The sequence below is a fragment of the Rhodanobacter sp. Root561 genome (assembly GCF_001427365.1).
GTDB lineage: Bacteria > Pseudomonadota > Gammaproteobacteria > Xanthomonadales > Rhodanobacteraceae > Rhodanobacter.
Map to the genome: position 1 here is coordinate 286,575 of NZ_LMGH01000015.1, position 19,642 is coordinate 306,216.

The window sequence follows — 19,642 nt, forward strand, 5'->3', positions numbered from 1 at the left end:
GCGCCACACGGCGCGCCCTGATGCTTTACCCGTTCCCCGGCAGCGATCCCCGATGCTCGAGTTCTATCCCCAAATCAAATGGCTCCACATCGCCTGCGTGCTGGCCAGCGGTTCGCTGTTCGCGCTGCGCGGCCTGCTGACCCAATTCGGCTACGCCGGCGCCGCCCAGTGGGAGCCCATGCGCTGGCTGAGCTACGCGATCGACACCACCCTGCTCACCGCCGCGCTGATGCTGGTCAGCATCCTGCCCGGCGCGCTGTTCGCCAACGGCTGGCTCACCACCAAGCTGGTGCTGCTGGTGGTCTACGTGGTGCTGGCCACGCTGGCACTGAAGCGCGCCCGCAGCCGCCGTGCGCGGCTGGCCTTCTTCATCGCCGCGCTGGCCAGCTACGTCTACATGCTCGGCGTGGCGCGCATGCACCACCCGCTGGGCTGGCTGCATGGATGGATCGCATGAGCGCACAACCGTTCAACCACGGCGAGCCGCGTGACCACACGCTGGACGCCTGCTTCCTCGGCCCCTACGGCGAGAACGACGCGCTGCTGGAAAAGATGCTGGTCGAGTTCCTGCGCGACCACGTCTACTGGCGGCGCAACTTCCACCCGGAAGATCCGCCGGCGATCGCCACCGCCGCCGCGCATCATCCCGATTACCTTGCCTTCGAATCGCGTATGCGCCGCGAGCTGCACCAGCTGTCGGCGTCGCTGAAGAAGTCGGTGCCGTTCCACAGCCCGCGCTACATCGGCCACATGGCCTCGGACCTGCTGCTGCCGGGCCTGGCCGCGCAGATGCTGACCCTGCCCTACAACCCCAACAACGTCAGCGAGGATGCCGCGCCGGTCACCGTCGACATGGAAGTGCAGGTTGGCCTGCAGCTGGCGCGCATGCTCGGCTATCCGCACGATCCGGCGCGGGACGCCTGTGCGTTCGGCCACCTCACCTCCGGCGGCACCCTGGCCAACTACCAGGCACTGCGCCTGGCACTGGCGCTGAAGGCGTTTCCGGTGGCGCTGCGTGCTGCGCAGGTCCCTGGACTGGCGTTGCCGGAGGATGACTGGAGCGCGTTCAACCTCGCCCAGGCGGACGGCATCGCGCTGCTGGCCGACTGGCAGGCCTGGCTTGCGGCACAGCCCGCAGCCGAGCGCAGCTGCTGGCTGCATCGGGTCGAACGCGAGCGGATCGAGCAGCGCGGCCTGGTCGACTTCTTCGCCGCCCATCCCGCGCTGAAGCTGCCGCGGGTGCTGGCGCCGGTGACCGCCCACTACTCGTGGAGCAAGGGCGTGAAGCTGCTCGGCCTGGGGCGCGACCAGCTGGAACTGCTGCCCACCGAAGGCATGCGATTGGACCCGGCCGCCCTGCGCGACACGCTGGAACGCTGCGCCCGCGAGCGACAACCCGTGCTGATGTGCGTGGCGGTGCTGGGCGGCACCGAGTACGGCACCATCGATCCGATCGACCAGGTGCTGGCCGCCCGCGATGCATCGCGCCAGCGGGGGCTGGATTTCGCCGTGCACGTCGACGCTGCCTGGGGCGGCTACCTGGCCACCCTGTTCCGCAACGAGGACGGCTCGCTGCGTCCGCGCGACGAAGTCGCCGCCGACTACGTGCAGTTCCCCACGCCCGCCGTGCATGCCGCGTTCGCCGCGCTGGGCGCCACCGACTCGGTCACCGTCGATCCGCACAAGCTCGGCTACCTGCCCTACGGCAGCGGCGCCTTCATCTGCCGCGACCACCGGGCAATGGCGCTGCTGGCCGAGCGCGCCGACTATGTCTTCCACGGCGGCACGCCGAAGGACTATCTCGCCCGCTACCGCAGCCTGGGCCAGTTCATTCCGGAAGGCTCCAAGTCCGGCGCCGCGGCGGCGGCCGTCTATGTCACCCACAAGGTGTTGCCGCTGGATCACGCCCACTTCGGCCGCCTGCCCTGCGCCACCGTGCGTGCCGCCGAAACCTTCCACGCCCGCGCGCAGCGCTTCGCGCTGGAACTGGCCGACTGCGTTCACGCGCTGGTGCCGTTCGCGCCGGACAGCAACCTGGTCTGCCTGGCGCTCAACCCGCGCGGCAACCGCTCGATCACCGCCGCCAACGCCTTTGTGCGCGAACTGCACGACACCTTGCGCTGCGATCCGCAGCAGCCGCTGCAGACCAAGGAGTTCTTCGGCTCGGTGACCACGCTGCGCCCGGACATGCTGGGCCACGCGCAGACCACGCGCATCTTCCAGGCGCTGGGCCTGGATGCGAGCTCGCTCGATCCGGACGAGGACCGGCTGATGATCCTGCGCCACACGCTGATGAATCCGTACCTGATCGATCACGAGAACGGCATCAGCTACATCGACCGCTATTTCGAATTTCTCGGCCGCCGCATGCGCGCGATGCACCGGGCCGCGAGCCACGCGCCATGAATCCGGAGTCTCCGATGGACAGCGTCCTGCACCTGGTCAACCTGCAACAGGACCACGATCGCCGCTGGGTGCACGATGCCCTGACCAAGCTGGCGCAGGAGGCCGCGCGTTCCGCCGACACCCATCTGCTGAAGCTGAATTTCCCCGGCTTCCACGGCATCGACTTCTACTTCAAGGACGAGGCCGCCCACCCCAGCGGCAGCCTGAAGCACCGGCTGGCCCGCTCGCTGTTCCTGTATGCGCTGTGCAACGGCCGGCTGCGTGGCGGCCAGGCGGTGGTGGACGCATCTTCGGGCAGCACGGCGATTTCGGAAGCCTGGTTCGCACGTCTGCTCGGCCTGTCATTCACCGCGGTGATGCCGGCCTGCACCGCGCCGGGCAAGATCCGCGACGTGCAGGCGCTGGGCGGCACCTGCGACCTGGTCGACGATCCAGCCCAGGTGCACGCGCGCGCCGCCGAACATGCCGCACGCGGCGCCTGCCACCTCGACCAGTTCGGCCTGGCCGAACGTGCCACCGACTGGCGCGGCAACAACAACATCGCCGAGTCGATCATCGGCCAGCTGGCGCTGGAAGCCGAACCCGAACCGGCGTGGATCGTCTGCGGCGCCGGCACCGGCGGCACCTCGGCCACCATCGGCCGCTACCTGCGCTACCGCCGGCTGCACACCAGACTGTGCGTGGCCGAGCCCAGCGGCAGCGGCTACGTGCACGGCTGGCGCAACCGCGACACGAAGGCGGTGGCCAGCCAGCCCACCCTGATCGAGGGCATCGGCCGACCGCGCGTGGAACCGGGCTTCATCTTCGACGTGGTCGACCGCGTCAACGAAATTCCCGACGCCGCCTCGATCGCCGCCGCCTGGTTGCTGGAAGACCTGCTCGGCCATCGCTACGGCGGCTCGTCCGGCACCAACCTGGTCGCCTGCCTGCAGCTGGCCGCGTCGATGCGCGCGCGCGGACAGCGCGGCAGCATCGTCAGCCTGCTGTGCGACCGCGGCGAGCGCTACGCGCAGACCCTGTTCGACCGCGACTGGCTGGCCGCGCGCGCGATCGACCTCGCGCCGTGGGATGCCGCGCTGCGCCACAGCCTGGCCAGCGGCCGCGCGCCCGCGCTGACATGAGCGCCGCAGCATCGCCGGCCCAGGGCATGCACTTTGCGCTGCTGGGCCATGGCCGTTTCGGCGCGGCGTTTGCGCAACTGTTGCTGCAGGCGGGGCACCACGTGCGCGTGTTCGATCCGCACGCCCGGGTTCCCGCCGCGCTGGCCGCGCCATCCCTGCGTGTCGCGCTCGAGGGCGCGCAATGGATCGTGCTGGCGATGCCGGTGCCGCAACTGCGCGACGCCCTGCTCGCGTTGCAACCGCTGCTGCACGCCGGCCAGATCGTGTTCGACGTGGGCAGCGTCAAGATGCATCCCTGCGCGGCGATGGACGAGTTGCTGGGCGACGCGATTCCCCACGTCGGCAGCCACCCGCTGTTCGGCCCGCTCAGCCTGGCCCGCGACGAGCGCCCGCGGCGCACGGTGATCTGCGCCTCCGCCCAGCATCCGCAGGCCGCCGCACGCGCGAGGGAGTTGTTCGCCGCGCTCGGCTGCGAAGTCATCGAACAGGACCCGGAGCGCCACGACCGCGCGATGGCGCGCACCCACGTGCTGGCCTTCTTCATCGCCAAGGGGCTGATCGACATCGGCGTGGACGACGGCATGCCGATCGCGCCGCCCTCGTTCCAGGGCATGAAACACATGCTGGCCGCGGTGCGCGGCGACGCCGGCCACCTGTTCGGCGCGATCCAGCGCGAAAACCCGTTTGCCGCCGAGGCCCGCGCCGAGCTGCTGGCCGAACTGCAACGCGTGCATCAACACCTGCTGGCCGCGACGGATGACGACGAGCTGGCCATTGCGACCTCGGGCGAACCGTCCGCATGAGTTTCCACGACCTGCGCAGCTTCCTGCAGCGGCTGGAACGCGAGCAGCAATTGCAGCGCGTCAGCGCGCCCGTCGACACGCATCTGGAGTCCACCGCGCTGAGCCTGCGCGCGCTGCGCGAGGCGGGCCCCGCGTTGCTGATGGAACATCCCGGCGACAGTCGCCACGCGCTGCTGGGCAACCTGTTCGGCCATCGTCGCCGCATCGAGCTGGCGCTGGCCGGACGGCCGCTGGCCTCGCTGCGCGAACTGGGCCAGCTGCTTGCCGCGATCAAGGAGCCGCGCTGGCCATCCAGCCTGCGCCAGGCGCTGGCCACCTGGCCGGAGCTGGCGCAACTGGCCCACGTCGCGCCGCAACGGGTGCGCGAGGCGGCGTTCGAACACGAAACCCTGCGCGGCGACGAGATCGACCTGGCCCGCCTGCCGATCCAGCACTGCTGGCCGGACGACGCCGGCAAGCTGATCACCTTCGGCCTGGTGGTGACCCGCGGCACCGGCAAGCCGCGGCAGAACGTGGCGATCTACCGCCAGCAGGTGATCGGGCCGAACCGGGTGATCATGCGCTGGCTGCCGCATCGCGGCGGCGCGCTGGACTACGCCGACTGGTGCGCCGCGCATCCGCAGCAACCGTTCCCGCTACTGGTCGCCATCGGCGCCGATCCGGCGACCATGCTGGCGGCCGTGGCGCCGGTGCCGGACAGCTTGTCCGAATACGAGTTCGCCGGCTTGCTACGCGGCCAGCGCACCCGCGTGTGGCACAGCGAGCTGACCGGGCTGGATGCACCGGCCGGTGCGGAGATCCTGCTGGAAGGCTTCATCCACCCCGGCGATACCGCGCTGGAAGGTCCGTTCGGCGACCACACCGGCTACTACAACGCGCAGGACCATTTCCCCGTCTTCACCATCGAACGCCTGCGCCTGCGCCGCGACGCGATCTACCACGGCAGCTACATGGGCCGCGCGCCGCACGACGAGCCGTCGGTGCTATCGATGGCGCTGAACGACATCTTCGTGCCGATCCTGCAGAAGGTGTTTCCCGAGATCGTCGACTTCTTCCTGCCGCCCGAAGCGTGCTCGTACCGCATCGCCGTGGTCAGCATCCGCAAGCAGTACGCCGGCCATGCGCGGCGGATCATGATGGCGGTGTGGTCGTACCTGCGCCAGTTCACCTATACCAAGTTCGTCATCGTCACCGACGACGACATCGACGTGCGCGATTGGTCGGCAGTGATCTGGGCGGTGTCCACCCGGGTCGATCCGGCGCGCGACACCATGCTGGTGGAGAACACCCCGATCGACTACCTGGACTTCGCCAGCCCGGTGGCCGGCGTGGGCTCCAAGCTCGGCATCGACGCCACCCGCAAATGGCCGTCCGAAACCACGCGTACCTGGAGTCGTCCGATCTTGCCGGATGCCGCGGTGGAGCGGCGCGTGGATGCCCTGTGGCAATCACTGCAGGCATCCCGCGACCACCAGGAATGCTTCACGGCTCGTCGTGCATCTCGTGCATGGCCGGCGCCGGCTGGTCCCAGCCCGGATCATTGAAGTAGTGCGGATAGTGCGCGATCGCCTCGCGCATCGCGGCCACCGCCTTGACGTTGCCCGGGTTGGCCTGCAGGGCCTGCGCCGCACCGAGCAGCGGTGCCAGGATGCCGTGCAGGGCCGCGTCCGGTTCGGCGGCCAGCTTGCAGTTGGCGAACATGAAGCCCACCGCATCCTCCACTTCGGCCGCGCGGTCGACCGCCATCGGCGCACTCATGTGGCCCATCTCGTAGTGACGCAGCTGGTCCACCGCGACGTGCACGCGACGCATGCCCTCGCGCAGGGACGCGTCCGGCTCCCAGCGCTGCGCGGGCACGCTCACCGTGGCGGCGTGGTGGCTGGCGTGATCCGCATGCGATTGCGGTGGCGCGGCCTGCACCGAAACGGCCAGGCCCAGGCCGCAGGCCAGGGCGACAAGAGTGGGGACGGATGTCATGGGAAGCGCTCCAGCAGGCGGCGTGCATGCCGCGGATGGAAGGATGCTAGCGCGGGCCCGCCGCTGCGCGACTGACCCACGTCAACCGCGCGACCGTCATCGCTGCGGCCGGCTGCCGCATCTCAGTTGCCGTTGCCGCGGCGCGGCAGCATCCGGCGCAAGGTGTCGTCATGCATGAAGTAGTGGTGATACAGCGCCGCGGCTGCGTGCAGGCCCACCAGGTAATAGCCGATCGTGCCGATGGTGCCGTGCAGGCCCTCCAGCCGCTCGCCGAGCAGGTCGTCCGGCGCGATCAGCGGCGGCAGCTCCAGGCCGAAGAACGGGATCACCTTGCCGCCCGCACTCAGGGTCAGCCAGCCCAGCGCCGGCATCACGATCAGGAACGCATACAGCAGCAAGTGCATGATCCCGGCCAGGTGGTGCTGCCAGGCCGGAAGGCTCGCATCACGGCGCGGCGACGGCGTCATCAGGCGAATGGCCAGGCGCAGGAAGACCAGCGCGAACACGCCGAGCCCCAGCATGAAATGCCAGGTCTTCAGGCCGGCACGCAGGCTGCTGCCGCGCGGCGCCAGTTCGTGCAGCTCGATGCAGGCGTACACGGCGACCAGCAGCGCCAGCATCAGCCAGTGCATGCCGATCGACAGCGGGTGGTAACGGTCAGTGGTGTTCATCGGATTCATGGGGAGTTTCGCCGTCGGCAATCGGAACAGATGGTCGGGCATCGACACGAGTCGTGCAAAGCCGGGCACAGCATGGACCGCACCGGCGCGCCCGGGATTGACCTCGGTCAACTTCCCTTCCGGTGACTTCGGCGCATCCGCCGAATTTTCCCGCATCCGCACGGAACCACTCCGACCTGACCCATGTCAACGCAGCTCGCCGGATCAGCCGCCACGATGCGCCGCGAACTTCCTGGCTTCGAGGTGCACATGCAACTGGTCTGTCCTGCCGGCAACCTGCCGGCGCTGCAAGCGGCGATCGACGCCGGCGCCGATGCGGTCTACGCGGGCTTCCGCGACCAGACCAATGCCCGCGCCTTCCCCGGCCTGAATTTCAGCGACGCGGAGCTGCTCGACGGCATCGCCTACGCGCACCAGCGCAAGCGCAAGGTCTACCTGGCATTGAACACCTACCCCGACAGCGCGCGCCTGGCGACGTGGTACCGCGCCGTGGACAAGGCCGCCGAGTTCGGCTGCGACGCGATCATCGCGGCGGAGATGGCGGTGCTCGATTACGCCACGCGCACCTACCCGGCGATAGCGCGGCACCTGTCGGTGCAGGGTTCGGCCACCACCGCGCCGGCGCTGCGCTACGCCCACGAGCGCTTCGGCATCAGTCGCGCGGTGCTGCCGCGGGTGCTGTCGATCCAGCAGGTCGAGCGATTGTGCGAAGGCTCGCCGGTGCCCATCGAAGTGTTCGCGTTCGGCAGCCTGTGCATCATGGTCGAAGGTCGCTGCCAGCTTTCAAGCTACGTCACCGGCGCCTCGCCGAATCGCCACGGCGTGTGCTCGCCGGCCAGCTTCGTGCGCTGGGAGGAACACGGCGACGGTCGCCGCAGCGTGCGCCTGAACCAGGTGCTGATGGACAAGTTCGAGCCCGCCGAACCGGCCGGCTATCCCACCGTGTGCAAGGGACGCTTCGAGGTCGGCGGCGAGACCTTCCATGCGCTGGAGGAGCCGACCAGCCTCAACACGCTGGAGCTGCTGCCCCGCCTGGCCAAAGCAGGCGTGGCCGCGTTGAAGATCGAAGGCCGCCAGCGCGGCGTCGCCTACGTCGCCTCGGTCACCCGCACCTGGCGCGACGCGCTGGATCGCTACCGCAGCGCACCCGACGCGTGGCAGCTGCAGTCGGGCTGGCAGTCGTCGCTGTCGAAACACGCCGAGGGCCACCAGACCACGCTTGGCCCCTACCACCGCTCGTGGCACTGACTTCAGGGGCATGCAACCGATGAACACGATGAAACTTAGCCTCGGCCCGCTGCAGTATTTCTGGCCCCGCGAACAGACCCTGGCGTTCTACCGCGAGGCGGTGGAGTGGCCGCTGGACATCATCTACCTGGGCGAGACGGTGTGCAGCAAGCGCCGCGAACTGGGCACGCGCGACTGGATCGCGCTGGCCGCCGAACTGGCCCGCAGCGGCAAGCAGGTCGTGCTGTCGTCGCTGGCGCTGATCGAGGCCGAATCCGAGCTGGGCGTGCTGCAACGGCTGGTCGACCACGGCGACTGCTGGATCGAGGCGAACGATCTTTCCGCCGTGCAGCTGTGCCGCGAACGCGGCGTGCCCTTCGTGGCCGGCCCCACCCTCAACGTCTACAACCACCACGCCCTGGCGATGCTGATGGCCGACGGCCTGCGCCGCTGGGTGCCGGGCGTCGAGCAGGGCCACCAGCTGCTGCGCGAATTGCGCGAGGCGATGCAGGCCGAGGACCGGCCCATGCCCGAGCTGGAGGTGATCGCCTTCGGCCGCCTGCCGCTGGCCTTCTCCGCTCGCTGCTTCACCGCCCGCGCGCTGGACGTGGCCAAGGACCAGTGCGGCTTCCGCTGCATCGACTACCCCGACGGCATGCCATTGGCCACCCGCGAAGGCCGCCCCTTCCTGCGCATCAACGGCATCCAGATCCAGGGCGAGGAAATCACCGACCTCGGCCCCGAACTGCCCGCCTTGCGCGAACTGGGCGTCGACGTGCTGCGCCTGTATCCCCAGGTCGACGGCATGGCCGAAGTGATGGCCCACTTCGACCTGGCCCGCCACTCCCCGGTAGCACCGCCGCGGATCGGCGCACGCAACGGCTACTGGCACGGCGAGCCGGGCATGCGGCCGGTGGCTGAGGCATAAACCCAGCGAAGCCGATGCATGGCATCGGCAGCTGCCCCAACGGACATCGCGGCCATCCTTCTTTATTGCGGGTCGCGGTGCCGGTATCCCACGACCGTACTCCCAACCGCCACAGTTCGCGGGCTTGCCGGATGATAGGCTGCAGCTTGGCTTTTTCCTGCAGCGACGTTGGAGGGGAACGTGGCACCTGATCAGAAAGAGCAGCCCAGATGGATACGGTATTTGGCGTATGCATTCGCGACCGTTTGGCTTGGCACTTTTCTATATCGTTATATCGATCCCACGTCGCGCCAAGATCGAGCAATTCTGAGAAACTTTTCGAGCCAACAGATTCTGTCCATAAGCGTCGAGCCTGCCCGTGCCGGATACCCAACTCTTGTCAACCAGGCAGTCCTTATCAAGGACAGGCAGAGCATTGCGGCCTTTTCCAAGGCGTTCTCGCATCTGTCAGGCCATAACCCTGAGCATCCTGAAGTCACCAGGGCCGCCATACTTCGCATACAACTCAAAGACCGGGTGCTAGGTGGCTACCTCGAGGAGAGCAGCAATGACGGCACGGTTTTTTACTGCATGAGTGGCGTGACGAAAGGATGGGTATACGGGACCTATCTGGTCCCTGACGGCGGCGAGCTCTTCAATCTCATCCAGAAGTTCGCGCCCACGCCAGCTCCATAGCAGCCTTCGCAGAAAGCTTCTCGTCAACGCCGGTTGCACGATGCTCTTGCCTTGGGCTTTCGGGCGACTGCCGGCGATCATGTGATCTTTGGTGTGGCGTGCCCGTTGTCATCGCGTCGCGCTGGCGGTGAATCGAAAGGCGATTCCTCAGGCAGGCTGGACTGGGCGATGCATCGAGTGGCGTTGCATGGCACAGCATCGCAATCCACTTGCCTGCAACGCACGCACGTTCACAGGCAGCACGCTGCACCACGCTCAAAACGTATACCGCAACACCGTGAAGTAGTGGCAGCCGGTGCCGGTGAGCACGAACAGGTGCCAGACGAAGTGGCTGTAGCGCAGTCGTTCGTGCAGCAGGAAGAACACCACGCCCAGCGTATAGGCCAGGCCGCCGGCCAGCAGCCAGGCCAGGCCGCCCGGCGCCATGTTCAGCCATAGCGGACGGATCGCGATCAGCGCCGCCCAGCCCATCGCGACGTACAGCGCGGTGGACAGCCGATGGAAACGCGCACCCACGGCGAGCTTGAAGATCGCGCCCAGCAGGGCCAGGCCCCAGATCACGCCCAGCATCGACCAGCCCCAACCGCCACGCAGCACGCCCAGCGCGATCGGGGTGTAGGTGCCCGCGATCAGCAGGTAGATCGCCGCGTAGTCGAAGCGCTGCAGCAGTTCCTTGATCCGCAGATGCGGGATCGCGTGGTACAGCGTGGACGCGAGGTACAGCAGGATCGCGCTGGCGCCGAACACCGTCGACGCCACCACCGCGGTGGTGCTGCCGCTGCGCAGCGCGGCGATGACCAGGATCGGCAGGCCGGCCACGGCGAGCAGCAGGCCGAGGCCGTGGCTGATGCTGTTGGCGATTTCCTCGCCGAGGGTGGAATCACGCGAGAGCGCGGGCGCGGCCGGGGAAGACATGCGGGGAAAACTCGGGGAGGGTTGTGCGGCTGCCGAAGTGACAGCCGCGGGTCGTGCAGGCTCAGACCTTGGCGAACACCAGGGTGCCGTTGGTGCCGCCGAAGCCGAAGCTGTTGGACATCACCGTGGACAGTGGCGCCGAACGGCTTTCGCGCACGATCGGGAAGCTTGCGGCCGCCGGATCGAGGTCGCTGATGTGGGCGGAGCCGGCCATGAAGCCGCCGTTGAGCATCAGCAGGCTGTAGATCGCCTCGTGCACGCTGGCGGCACCCAGTGAGTGGCCGGTCAGCGCCTTGGTCGAGGACAGCGGCGGCACCGCGTCGCCGAACGCCTCGCGCACCGCGTTCAATTCCACGATGTCGCCCAGCGGCGTGGCGGTGCCGTGGGTGTTGAGGTAGTCGATCGGCGCCTTGACGTTGGCCAGCGCCATCTTCATGCAGCGCACCGCGCCCTCGCCCGACGGCGCGACCATCTCGGCGCCATCGGAGGTGACGCCGTAGCCCACCAGCTCGGCATGGATGCGCGCGCCACGCGCCCTGGCGTGCTCGTATTCCTCCAGCACCAGCATGCCGCCGCCGCTGGCGATGACGAAACCGTCGCGGCTGGTGTCGTAGGGGCGCGAGGCGCTGACCGGCGTGTCGTTGTGATGGCTGGACAGCGCGCCCATCGCGTCGAACTGCGAGGTCATGCCCCAGTGTTCCTCTTCCCCGCCACCGGCGAACATCACGTCCTGCGCGCCGTGGCGGATCAGGTCGGCGGCCGCGCCGATGCAGTGCGCCGAGGTGGCGCAGGCGGCGGAGATCGAATAGCTCAGGCCCTGGATGCCGAAGGTGGTGGCCAGCGTGGCCGACACCGTCGAGCACATCGTGCGCGGCACCATGTACGGGCCGATCTTGCGCACGCCCTTGTTGCGCAGCAGGTCGGCGGTTTCGATCTGCCAGCGCGGCGAGCCGCCGCCGGAGCCGGCGATCGCGCCGATGCGCGGATCGCGCACCTGGTCCGCGTCCAGTCCGGCATCTTCCATCGCCGAGCGCATCGACACATAGGCATACGCCGCGGCGTCGCCCATGAAGCGCTTCAGCTTGCGATCGATCACCGCTTCGAGGTCGATGTTCGGCACGCCGGCCACGTGGCTGCGCAAGCCCAGCTCGGCGTACTCGGGCATCGCGCGGATGCCGCTGCGACCATCGCGCAAGGCGCTGGTCACGGTTTCCAGATCATTGCCCAGGCAGGACACGATGCCCATGCCCGTCACTACGACGCGGCGCATCTCAAAAACCCTCGGTGGACTGGAACAGGCCCACGCGCATGTCGCTGGCCTCGTAGATCAGGCGGTCGTCGACGAAGGTCTTGCCGTCGGCGATCACCAGCCGCAGCTTGCCGCGCATCACGCGGCGGATGTCGATCTCGTAGCGCACCAGCTTGGCCGTCGGCATCACCTGGCCGGAAAACTTCACGTTGCCCACGCCCAGCGCACGGCCGCGGCCAGGTTCGCCCAGCCACGGCAGGAAGAAACCGCTGAGCTGCCACATCGCGTCCAGGCCCAGGCAGCCTGGCATCACCGGGTCGCCGATGAAGTGGCAACCGAAAAACCACAGGTCCGGATGGATGTCCATTTCGGCATGGATCAGGCCCTTGCCGTAGGCACCGCCTTCCTCGGAAATCCGCGTGATGCGATCGAACATCAGCATCGGCGGCGAAGGCAGACGGGCATTGTCGTCACCGAACAACTCGCCGCGGCCGCAGGCGCGCAGCTGTTCGTAGTCGAAGGAGGAAGGACGTGTCATGAAATACTCGCGGGGTGAGGAACGCCCAGTGTGCCAGCTGAGCGCCTTCCTGTCTTGACGCGCATCAACGCGATGCCGTACGCGTGCGCACTGAAAAGCCGTCGTGGTAGCGGGGAGCGTGTCAGGACGGACAGCCGCGGTCTTCACGCCAGTGCGCGCCCAGCGAGCGCGTGCGCAGGCGCATCGCGCGCAACATCGCCTTGCCCAGTTGCGCCTGCCAGCCGGCCTCGGCCAGCAAAGCGCAGGCGTGCCACGCATCGCGCAGCGAACGGGCTTCACGGATCGGGCCGCCCGCATGCCACAGCAGCTCGCGCAGCACGGCCAGCTCGGCCGGCGGCAGGCCCGGGCCGCGCTCGACCACGCGCGTCGGCCCCGCCACCACAGCTTCCGCCGCATGGCTCAGCCCTTCGCCCAGGCGGCGGCCGCAGACCACGCCTTCCAGCAGTGAATTGCTGGCCAGCCGGTTGGCGCCGTGCACGCCGTTGCAGGCCACCTCGCCCACCGCGTACAGGCCCGGCACGCTGCTGCGCCCGTCCGCGTCGGTGGCCAGCCCGCCCATGTGGAAATGCGCCACCGGCGTCACCGGCAGGGTGACTTGGCGGGGATCGAAGCCATGCGCCAGGCACGCCGCCAGCACGGTGGGAAAACGCCGCTCCCAGTCGCCGTCGACACCGGTTGCATCGAGGCGGACACGTGCTCCGGTCGCCTGCACCGCGGCCACGCGCCGGGACACCACGTCGCGTGGCGCCAGGTCGCCCAGCGGATGCACGCCGGCCATCAGCGCGTTGCCGGCGGCGTCGAGCAGGCGGGCACCGGCACCGCGCAAGGCCTCGGTGATCAGCGGCAGGCGATGACCCGCCACCTCCAGCGCGGTGGGATGAAACTGCACGAATTCCAGGTCGCGCGCCGCGGCGCCGGCGGCCAGCCCCAGCGCCAGCCCTGCGCCATCGGCGCCTGCCGGGTTGCTGCTGCGGGCATACAACGCACCGATCCCGCCGGTGGCCAGCACCACGGCCGACGCCTCCACCTGCTCATGCCGGCCGCGCTCGTCGCAGGTGCGCACGCCGACCACGCGGCCTTCGCGCATCAGCAAGGCATCGACATCGACGCCGCCGCGCCATTGCACATGCACGGCCGCCTGCACCCGTGCGCGCAAGGCCTGCACCAGGGCCGCGCCGCTGGCATCGCCGCCGGCATGCACGATGCGGGCGGCGCCGTGGCCGCCTTCGCGACCCAGCTGCAAACCACCCTGCGCATCGCGATCGAACGTCACGCCCTGCGCCTGCAGCCAGGCAATCGCCGCAGGCGCCTCGGCGGTCAGCCACTGCACCATCGCCTCGTCGTTGTGCTGCGCCCCGGCCACCAGCGTGTCGTGCGCGTGGGCGGCGGGGCTGTCGCGCGGATCGAGCGCCGCGGCGATGCCACCCTGGGCCAGCGCACTGGCGCTGCCGCAGCCGTCGTGGGCGCGACACAGCAGGCGCACCGGCGCGGGCGCCGCGGCCAGCGCCGTCGCCAGTCCGGCGACGCCGCTGCCCACCACCACGATCGGCAGCCGTGCGTGCCTCACACGCGTTCGCGCCGCCCGACGGCGAGCATGCGTTCCAGCGCCGCGCGGGCGCGCTGGCTGACGTCGGCGGGAATCTCGATCGCATGGCGCAGGTCGCGCAGGCAGGCGTAGATGTTCTGCAAGGTGATCCGTTGCATGTGCGGACACAGGTTGCACGGCTTGATGAATTCGGTCTGCGGGAACTGCGACTTCAGGTTGTCGGCCATCGAGCACTCGGTGACCATCGCCACGCGCGCCGGCCTTTCGCGGGCCAACCACTTGCCCATGGCGGTGGTGGAGCCGACGAAGTCGGCCTCGGCCAGTACCTCGGGCGAGCACTCCGGATGCGCCACCACGCGGGTGCCGAACTGCTCGCGCACGTGCCGCACTTCCTGCGCGGTGAAGCGCTCGTGCACTTCGCAGCGGCCGTGCCACAGGATGATTTCCACCTTCGTCTGTTTGGCCACGTGGCGGCCGAGGAATTCGTCGGGCAGGAAGATCACCTTCGGCGCGCCCATCGCCTCCACCACCTGCACGGCGTTGGCCGAGGTGCAGATCGCATCGGACTCCGCCTTCACCGCGGCCGAGGTATTGGCGTAGCTCACCACCGGCACACCCGGATGCTGCGCGCGCAGCGCAAGCACGTCGGCGGCGGTGATCGAGGAGGCCAGCGAGCAGCCGGCTTCGAGGTCGGGCAGCAGCACGGTCTTGTGCGGCGCCAGGATCTTCGCGGTCTCGGCCATGAAGTGCACGCCGCACAGCACGATCAGCCCGGCCTCGCACTCGGCCGCGGCCTGGGCCAGCCCCAGCGAATCGCCGGTGATGTCGGCCACGCCGTGGAAGATCTCTGGCGACTGGTAGCTGTGCGCCATGATCACCGCGCCACGCTGCTTCTTCAGCCGGTTGATCGCGTCGATCCACGGCAGGTACAACGGAATTTCCAGGCACGGCACCAGCGGCTCCAGCCGCTCGGCCAGCGCCGCGTAGTCGTGTTCGAGTTCGTCGCGCCAGACCGGCACGGGCAGGTTTGCGAGGTCAGTCATGGTGATCGCTTCGAAGAAAGGAACGGCGCGTCAGGCGTACTCGCCACGATGCGCCGCACGCGCCGCGCGGGCGAACCGGGCACCGCGATTGAGCGCGATGCGCAGGCCCAGCGGCACCGATTCCCACGGCAGCCGCTCCAGCAGGTTGCGCGCGGTGAGGCCAAGTTCGGTATCGCCGGTGAGGTCCAGCGCGCGCTGGAAGAACAGCGTATCGGCATCTTCCAGCCTACCGGCCAGCAACAGCAGGTTGGTGGCGCTGCCGCGCACGCTGGCCTCGGGTTCGTCGTCGACCACCTGCAGGCGATCACCTTCCAGCGCCAGCACCCAGCGCAGGCACAGGTCGCTGACCTCAATGGCCAGCCGACGGCCGCGCATGAACTCCAGCGAGCCGTCGCGGATCGGCGTGGCCAGCACGCGCTGCATCGCCGCTTCCAGCAGGCGCTGCTGCCAGCGTAGCGGCAGGACGCGCAGCAGTGGCGCCACGCGTTGCGGCGACGGCAGCGCGCGCAACAGGCGCGGCGTGATGGAAACAGGAGCTGGAGGCATGCGCATGGTGGGCGGCATCATGCGTGGATCGACGGCCTGGACGCCTTGACCCAAGTCAACGACGAGGCCTTGCCGCGCGCAGGCATCGGCGATCGCCAGGTTCACCACCCGCGCCGCGGTGTCCGCCGGCAGTTGCAATCGACGCGCCAGCGCCTGCGTGCGACGACGAACCTGTTGCTCGCGCAACAGGTCACGCGACGGCACACCGCTGCGTGGCTTCAACCGGCCAGCCATGGCGGCGAGCCGCCGACGCGTGGCCAGCAACACGATCAGGCCATCGTCGACGCGATCGATCGCCGCACGTACGCGGGCAAGCGCGAAACGTCCGGCGCCGGGCATCACGGTCCGCTCTCCTGTCGAAACATTCATCGCGACTTCTCCAGCGAGCGCAGAAAATGCCTGGCACGACGGCCCGCGCCGAGCAGGGTCCAGCCCGTCAACGACCACACCAGCACCAGCGCCACGCCGGCCACGCGCGCCAGCGATGTGGACGGCCAGACCATCGCGACCGGCAACGACAGCAGCAGCGGCTGGGCCAGCAAGACGCGACGCTTGTCCACCTCGGGCAGCAGACGCTGCACGCCGGGCAACTGGATGCCGCGACCGCAGTGGCGATGCAGCGCGATCCAGCCGATGAAGGGCACGATCTCCAGCATCATCGCGGTCACCAGCAAGGGCAGCGCCAGGCCCAGCCCCACGCTGGCGGCGAGCATGCCGCCGGGCACGATCGGCAAGGCCAGCGCGGCGCAGCCCAGCGCGATCAGTCCTGCACGCCAGCTGTCCACCAGCGGTCCCCGGCGCAACCGCGGCGCGCGCCACTGCAGCCACAGGCCGGCGCCGGCGAAGATCAGCACGGGCGCGGCAACCACGCCGGCCACCGCGCCGCCTGCGCGCAGACAGGCAACGGCCACGAGCACCGCGACCACGCCAGCCAGCCACGTCGCCTGCGCCACTTCGGGTACGCTGCCGGTGCCCTGGAACATCGGCATCACCACGCGCGCCACGGTGGCCAGCAGCACCACGATCCAGCCCAGCACGCCCCAGCTGGCATGCACGTCGGTCCACGCCGTCAGCGGAACGGCGAGGCGCCCCGCCAGGCCCAGCGCAAGCACGGCACCGAGCACGGCGGTGACGAGTGCGGACGCAAGCGCCACGCCGAAGCCCGCACGCAGCAGGCGCTGTCCGGCCGCCGCCAGCAGCCCGGGCACGACCATCAGCGCCAGCATGACGAAGGCAGCCGGCAGGACCATCGCCGCGGTCATCAGGCCGAAAGGCCAGCGCTGGTGCATGCCGGCCACCAGCAGCAGCACGCCGACGTTGAACAGGCCATACAGCCACCGGCCCGATCGCTCGCCACCGCGCAGCGTCACGCCAGCGGCCGCGGGAAGAAACTGCAGGATGCTGCCGAACATCGCATTGCCCAGCACGCCGAGGGTAAACGCGTGCACCAGTGCCAGGGTGGCCGGACTCCAGCGCGTCCGCAGCGCGATATCGCCATCGACGATCAGCAGCACGCCGGCCAGCACGCCCCACAACGGCACCGTGAGCAGGAAGCGCAGCGGCAGCGGCGCGGCCGGCGCTCGGTCAAGCCGCAGCTTCGTCATCGCCGAGCGGACAGCAGATCAGCACGCGGGCACCGCCGCCGGCAAGCAGCGTTGCGGTTGCTGGCCATCCGCGGGCCTGCAGCAGGTCGAGCAGCGGTGTGGGCAGCAAGGGCGTCAGCACCTGCACGGCCTGACCCGGACGCAACGCGTCGGCGGCGGCCAACGCGCGCATCATCGGTTGCGGCGACGGCAGGTCGCGCAGATCGAGTTCGAGCAGCGGCGCGTCAGCGACGCCGCACACGGTGGAAGAGGTGTTCTGCATGTCGCCATCAGACCGCGGATGCACTGCGGACGCGCTGACCTGGGTCAACCCGCCCGCAGCTCGCCGCCAGTCGTCTCAGCGTGCGCCGGCCAAGCCATGCTGGCCACGCCACTCCAGCTGCAACCACACCTTGGCGCTGTCGCGACCGAAGCCGTCCGCCTGGTAGTTGCCCAGCTTGACCAGGCCGCTGAGTCCGCTCGCCAGCGGGAACGCCAGCGACGCATCCCATTCGCTGCCATAACGGCCGCCACGATCGGCGCGATAGTCGTGCCACACCACAGTCCACGCCAGCTTGCTGGCAAGACCGGCGCGACCGAAGTTGCCGTTGACGCCCACGTAGCGATCGTCGAGCCCACCGGCCGGCGTCACGTTGAACTGGTCGTTCCAGCCATTGAACGCGTGCAGCGTGGCCAGCGGCGTCTGCAGCGCATGCAGGCCGTTGCCGCCCAGGTGTTCCCAGCCCAGCTTCGCGGTGATGCCGGATTGCGTCCAGCTCGGTTCAAGCAGCCAGTAGCTGTGCGCAAAATTCAGCGGATTGTCGGCATGCTCGTATTGCCGCGCGCCCTCCACCGTCCAACCCAGTCCGTTGCCATCGCGCAAGGCCTTGCCGTTCCAGCGCAGGCCATAGGTGGCGCTGGAAGCGCTGGCGGCGTCGCGGTCATCGTGCAGGTAGGCGTAACCGGTGAACTGCTGCGTGCCCCGCGTCCACGCCACGTTGAGCAGATGGGTATTCAGCTTGCGCTCGCGGGCCAGCGGATTCAGCGCATCATCGCCGGCCACCCGATGCACGCGGTCGAGCCAGTCGTAGTTCACCGTCAACGCGGACCACGGCTGCCATTGCAGGGCGACGGCATCGAAGGTCTGTTCGTGCTGGCGCCAGCCGCTGTTGCCGATCCAGCGCTGGTTGTCGACGAGCAGCCGCTGGCGACCCACCGTCGCGGCGAACTGGCTGCCCTGCCAGCGCACCCAGTACTGGTTGAACTCGCTGCCCTTGGGATCGGTCACCGCCGGATACCGGCTCTGTCCGTTCGCGCCGCTGTTGTAGCGATCGCCGGCGCTGGCCACGCCGGCGCCTTCCAGCAGGCCGCTCCAGCCGTGGCCGAATTCCGCATGCAGGCCGAGCCGCAGGCGCAAGGTGTCGGCGCTCGCGTTGCGGGTGAACGCATCGTCATCGACACCTTCATGGCGCAGGCGGGCATCCCACTCCAGTTGCAGCGAAGGTGTGGCCGACGTGGTGGCCGGCAAGACATTGGCGGATTCGCCCGCGGCCCAGGCCGGCATGGCCACGATGGCCATCAGGCAGGCCATGGAAAGACGGTTTCTCGTGTGCTTCATCGCGTTGCTCCCTTGTAGTTGGCGGGAGTCTCTGCCTGCGACGACGCACCCGACCTGACTTCGGTCAAGTCATGGCAAGGGATGCCACCACTGTGACAACGCGCCGCGCAGTCCACCCATGCGACAACGCCGTCCATGCGGACGGCGTTGTTCCCCGGTCGATACGGTATGGCCGTATGGACGGCCATACCGATATTCCGTTTCGGCATCAGTGTTCGGCAGGTGCGGCCGGTACCGCCGCGGCACGTGCCTTGGCTACCTCGTCCTTGCTGATCTGGCCACCCGGGTTGCCCCAGCTGTTCAGCACGTAGGTCAGGATGTTGGCCACCTCGTCGTCGTTGAGCTGGCTCATCGGCGGCATCACCGAGTCGTACTCGTGGCCGTTCACCGTGATCTTGCCGGTCAGGCCGTGGGTGACGATGGTCATCGCCCGCTTCGGATCGGCCGCCAGGAAGTCCGACTTCGCCAGCGGCGGGAACACGTTGGCCAGGCCTTCGCCGTTCGCCTGGTGGCAGACCGAACAGGTGCCGGTGAACAGCTGCTTGCCCGCGGCGATCTGCTCCTCCTTGGTCAGCGTGCCGGCCGCATGCGCCTTGGCCGCCGTGGTCACCGCCTTCAGGTTCGGCTCCGAGCGATCGCCCAGGTACACCGCGTCCACTTCCTTGCCCGAGTAGATCGACTTGTCCTCCGGGCCGTCCACCTTGAGGATGCCCAGCGCGCCCTTGTTGAAGGCGCGGAAGATCGAGTGGTCGACCAGCACGTAGCTGCCCGGCACGTCGGTGTGGAA

Annotated in this window: 19 protein-coding genes and 1 pseudogene; 8 read left to right on the forward strand and 12 right to left on the reverse strand. The window is 68.9% G+C overall.

The window, feature by feature from the left end; all coding sequences use genetic code 11:
• Positions 1-52: 52 nt before the first annotated feature.
• The 5 genes and pseudogenes from ASD55_RS16335 to ASD55_RS16355 form a co-directional block, all read left to right on the forward strand.
• Positions 53-457: a SirB2 family protein gene (locus ASD55_RS16335; protein ID WP_056767795.1), complete on the forward strand. Its 405-nt coding sequence runs from the start codon at positions 53-55 to the stop codon at positions 455-457.
• Positions 454-2,406: a pyridoxal-dependent decarboxylase gene (locus tag ASD55_RS16340; RefSeq protein ID WP_056767887.1), complete on the forward strand. Its 1,953-nt coding sequence runs from the start codon at positions 454-456 to the stop codon at positions 2,404-2,406. Before ASD55_RS16335 ends, ASD55_RS16340 begins: the two co-directional genes overlap by 4 nt.
• A 14-nt stretch (positions 2,407-2,420) precedes the next feature.
• On the forward strand, positions 2,421-3,527 hold the full coding sequence (locus tag ASD55_RS16345; protein WP_056717142.1) for a PLP-dependent cysteine synthase family protein: 1,107 nt from the start codon (positions 2,421-2,423) through the stop codon (positions 3,525-3,527).
• Entirely contained in the window at positions 3,524-4,330 is an 807-nt protein-coding gene (locus ASD55_RS16350; protein ID WP_056767798.1) for a prephenate dehydrogenase/arogenate dehydrogenase family protein, read from the forward strand. Before ASD55_RS16345 ends, ASD55_RS16350 begins: the two co-directional genes overlap by 4 nt.
• A pseudogene (locus tag ASD55_RS16355) lies at positions 4,327-5,775 on the forward strand (UbiD family decarboxylase); the annotation flags it as partial. The gene ASD55_RS16350 and the pseudogene ASD55_RS16355, both read left to right, overlap by 4 nt.
• Before the next feature lie 37 nt (positions 5,776-5,812).
• Here the strand turns inward: ASD55_RS16355 and ASD55_RS16360 are convergent.
• Both ASD55_RS16360 and ASD55_RS16365 read right to left on the reverse strand, forming a co-directional pair.
• On the reverse strand, positions 5,813-6,307 hold the full coding sequence (locus ASD55_RS16360) for a hypothetical protein (RefSeq protein ID WP_056717140.1): 495 nt from the start codon (positions 6,305-6,307) through the stop codon (positions 5,813-5,815).
• A 122-nt stretch (positions 6,308-6,429) separates the two neighbouring features.
• Positions 6,430-6,987, reverse strand: a complete 558-nt coding sequence (locus tag ASD55_RS16365) for a cytochrome b (protein ID WP_056717139.1) — start codon at positions 6,985-6,987, stop codon at positions 6,430-6,432.
• A gap of 183 nt (positions 6,988-7,170) precedes the next feature.
• Here ASD55_RS16365 and ASD55_RS16370 point away from each other — a divergent pair, with 183 nt between their 5' ends.
• From ASD55_RS16370 to ASD55_RS16380, 3 genes are all read left to right on the forward strand, one after another.
• Positions 7,171-8,235: a peptidase U32 family protein gene (locus ASD55_RS16370; protein ID WP_235577856.1), complete on the forward strand. Its 1,065-nt coding sequence runs from the start codon at positions 7,171-7,173 to the stop codon at positions 8,233-8,235.
• 28 nt (positions 8,236-8,263) lie between these two features.
• Positions 8,264-9,142: a U32 family peptidase gene (locus tag ASD55_RS16375; protein ID WP_056767892.1), complete on the forward strand. Its 879-nt coding sequence runs from the start codon at positions 8,264-8,266 to the stop codon at positions 9,140-9,142.
• 180 nt (positions 9,143-9,322) lie between these two features.
• A complete protein-coding gene (locus tag ASD55_RS16380) occupies positions 9,323-9,817 on the forward strand; it encodes a hypothetical protein (protein WP_157599039.1) in 495 nt (164 codons plus the stop codon).
• A gap of 255 nt (positions 9,818-10,072) precedes the next feature.
• On the opposite strand, the gene ASD55_RS16385 is transcribed toward ASD55_RS16380, so the two are convergent.
• The 10 genes from ASD55_RS16385 to ASD55_RS16430 all read right to left on the reverse strand — a co-directional run.
• Positions 10,073-10,732 carry a hemolysin III family protein gene (locus ASD55_RS16385; protein ID WP_056717138.1) on the reverse strand — a complete coding sequence of 220 codons (660 nt, stop codon included), beginning with the start codon at positions 10,730-10,732 and terminating at the stop codon, positions 10,073-10,075.
• A gap of 61 nt (positions 10,733-10,793) precedes the next feature.
• Entirely contained in the window at positions 10,794-12,002 is a 1,209-nt protein-coding gene (gene fabB / locus ASD55_RS16390) for a beta-ketoacyl-ACP synthase I (protein WP_056767803.1), read from the reverse strand.
• Between the two features lies 1 nt (position 12,003).
• Positions 12,004-12,519 (reverse strand): 3-hydroxyacyl-[acyl-carrier-protein] dehydratase FabA, encoded by a 516-nt coding sequence (gene fabA, locus ASD55_RS16395; protein WP_007807788.1) that lies wholly within the window; start codon positions 12,517-12,519, stop codon positions 12,004-12,006.
• A gap of 121 nt (positions 12,520-12,640) precedes the next feature.
• Positions 12,641-14,086 (reverse strand): FAD-binding protein, encoded by a 1,446-nt coding sequence (locus ASD55_RS16400; protein ID WP_056767805.1) that lies wholly within the window; start codon positions 14,084-14,086, stop codon positions 12,641-12,643.
• Positions 14,083-15,108 (reverse strand): quinolinate synthase NadA, encoded by a 1,026-nt coding sequence (nadA, locus tag ASD55_RS16405; RefSeq protein ID WP_056767808.1) that lies wholly within the window; start codon positions 15,106-15,108, stop codon positions 14,083-14,085. Before nadA ends, ASD55_RS16400 begins: the two co-directional genes overlap by 4 nt.
• Before the next feature lie 30 nt (positions 15,109-15,138).
• Complete coding sequence (locus ASD55_RS16410; protein WP_235577857.1) at positions 15,139-16,023, reverse strand: chorismate mutase; 885 nt, start codon at positions 16,021-16,023, stop codon at positions 15,139-15,141.
• Positions 16,020-17,258 (reverse strand): hypothetical protein, encoded by a 1,239-nt coding sequence (locus ASD55_RS16415; RefSeq protein ID WP_056767814.1) that lies wholly within the window; start codon positions 17,256-17,258, stop codon positions 16,020-16,022. The genes ASD55_RS16410 and ASD55_RS16415 overlap by 4 nt, the downstream gene beginning before the upstream one ends.
• A complete protein-coding gene (locus ASD55_RS16420) occupies positions 17,239-17,568 on the reverse strand; it encodes a DUF2249 domain-containing protein (RefSeq protein WP_235577858.1) in 330 nt (109 codons plus the stop codon). The genes ASD55_RS16415 and ASD55_RS16420 overlap by 20 nt, the downstream gene beginning before the upstream one ends.
• A gap of 27 nt (positions 17,569-17,595) precedes the next feature.
• Positions 17,596-18,855: an alginate export family protein gene (locus ASD55_RS16425; RefSeq protein ID WP_056767819.1), complete on the reverse strand. Its 1,260-nt coding sequence runs from the start codon at positions 18,853-18,855 to the stop codon at positions 17,596-17,598.
• Between the two features lie 208 nt (positions 18,856-19,063).
• The coding region (locus ASD55_RS16430) for a cytochrome c (protein WP_157599040.1) at positions 19,064-19,642 on the reverse strand (579 nt) is incomplete at its 5' end.

Coding starts and splice junctions, on each gene's coding strand:
- ASD55_RS16415 (WP_056767814.1), bottom strand. CDS start 17,258: ATGACGAAGCTGCGGCTTGACCGAGCGCCGGCCGCGCCGCTGCCGCTG.
- ASD55_RS16375 (WP_056767892.1), top strand. CDS start 8,264: ATGAAACTTAGCCTCGGCCCGCTGCAGTATTTCTGGCCCCGCGAACAG.
- ASD55_RS16345 (WP_056717142.1), top strand. CDS start 2,421: ATGGACAGCGTCCTGCACCTGGTCAACCTGCAACAGGACCACGATCGC.
- ASD55_RS16370 (WP_235577856.1), top strand. CDS start 7,171: ATGTCAACGCAGCTCGCCGGATCAGCCGCCACGATGCGCCGCGAACTT.
- nadA (WP_056767808.1), bottom strand. CDS start 15,108: ATGACTGACCTCGCAAACCTGCCCGTGCCGGTCTGGCGCGACGAACTC.
- fabB (WP_056767803.1), bottom strand. CDS start 12,002: ATGCGCCGCGTCGTAGTGACGGGCATGGGCATCGTGTCCTGCCTGGGC.
- ASD55_RS16340 (WP_056767887.1), top strand. CDS start 454: ATGAGCGCACAACCGTTCAACCACGGCGAGCCGCGTGACCACACGCTG.
- ASD55_RS16360 (WP_056717140.1), bottom strand. CDS start 6,307: ATGACATCCGTCCCCACTCTTGTCGCCCTGGCCTGCGGCCTGGGCCTG.
- ASD55_RS16365 (WP_056717139.1), bottom strand. CDS start 6,987: ATGAATCCGATGAACACCACTGACCGTTACCACCCGCTGTCGATCGGC.
- ASD55_RS16350 (WP_056767798.1), top strand. CDS start 3,524: ATGAGCGCCGCAGCATCGCCGGCCCAGGGCATGCACTTTGCGCTGCTG.
- ASD55_RS16385 (WP_056717138.1), bottom strand. CDS start 10,732: ATGTCTTCCCCGGCCGCGCCCGCGCTCTCGCGTGATTCCACCCTCGGC.
- fabA (WP_007807788.1), bottom strand. CDS start 12,519: ATGACACGTCCTTCCTCCTTCGACTACGAACAGCTGCGCGCCTGCGGC.
- ASD55_RS16335 (WP_056767795.1), top strand. CDS start 53: ATGCTCGAGTTCTATCCCCAAATCAAATGGCTCCACATCGCCTGCGTG.
- ASD55_RS16425 (WP_056767819.1), bottom strand. CDS start 18,855: ATGAAGCACACGAGAAACCGTCTTTCCATGGCCTGCCTGATGGCCATC.
- ASD55_RS16410 (WP_235577857.1), bottom strand. CDS start 16,023: ATGAATGTTTCGACAGGAGAGCGGACCGTGATGCCCGGCGCCGGACGT.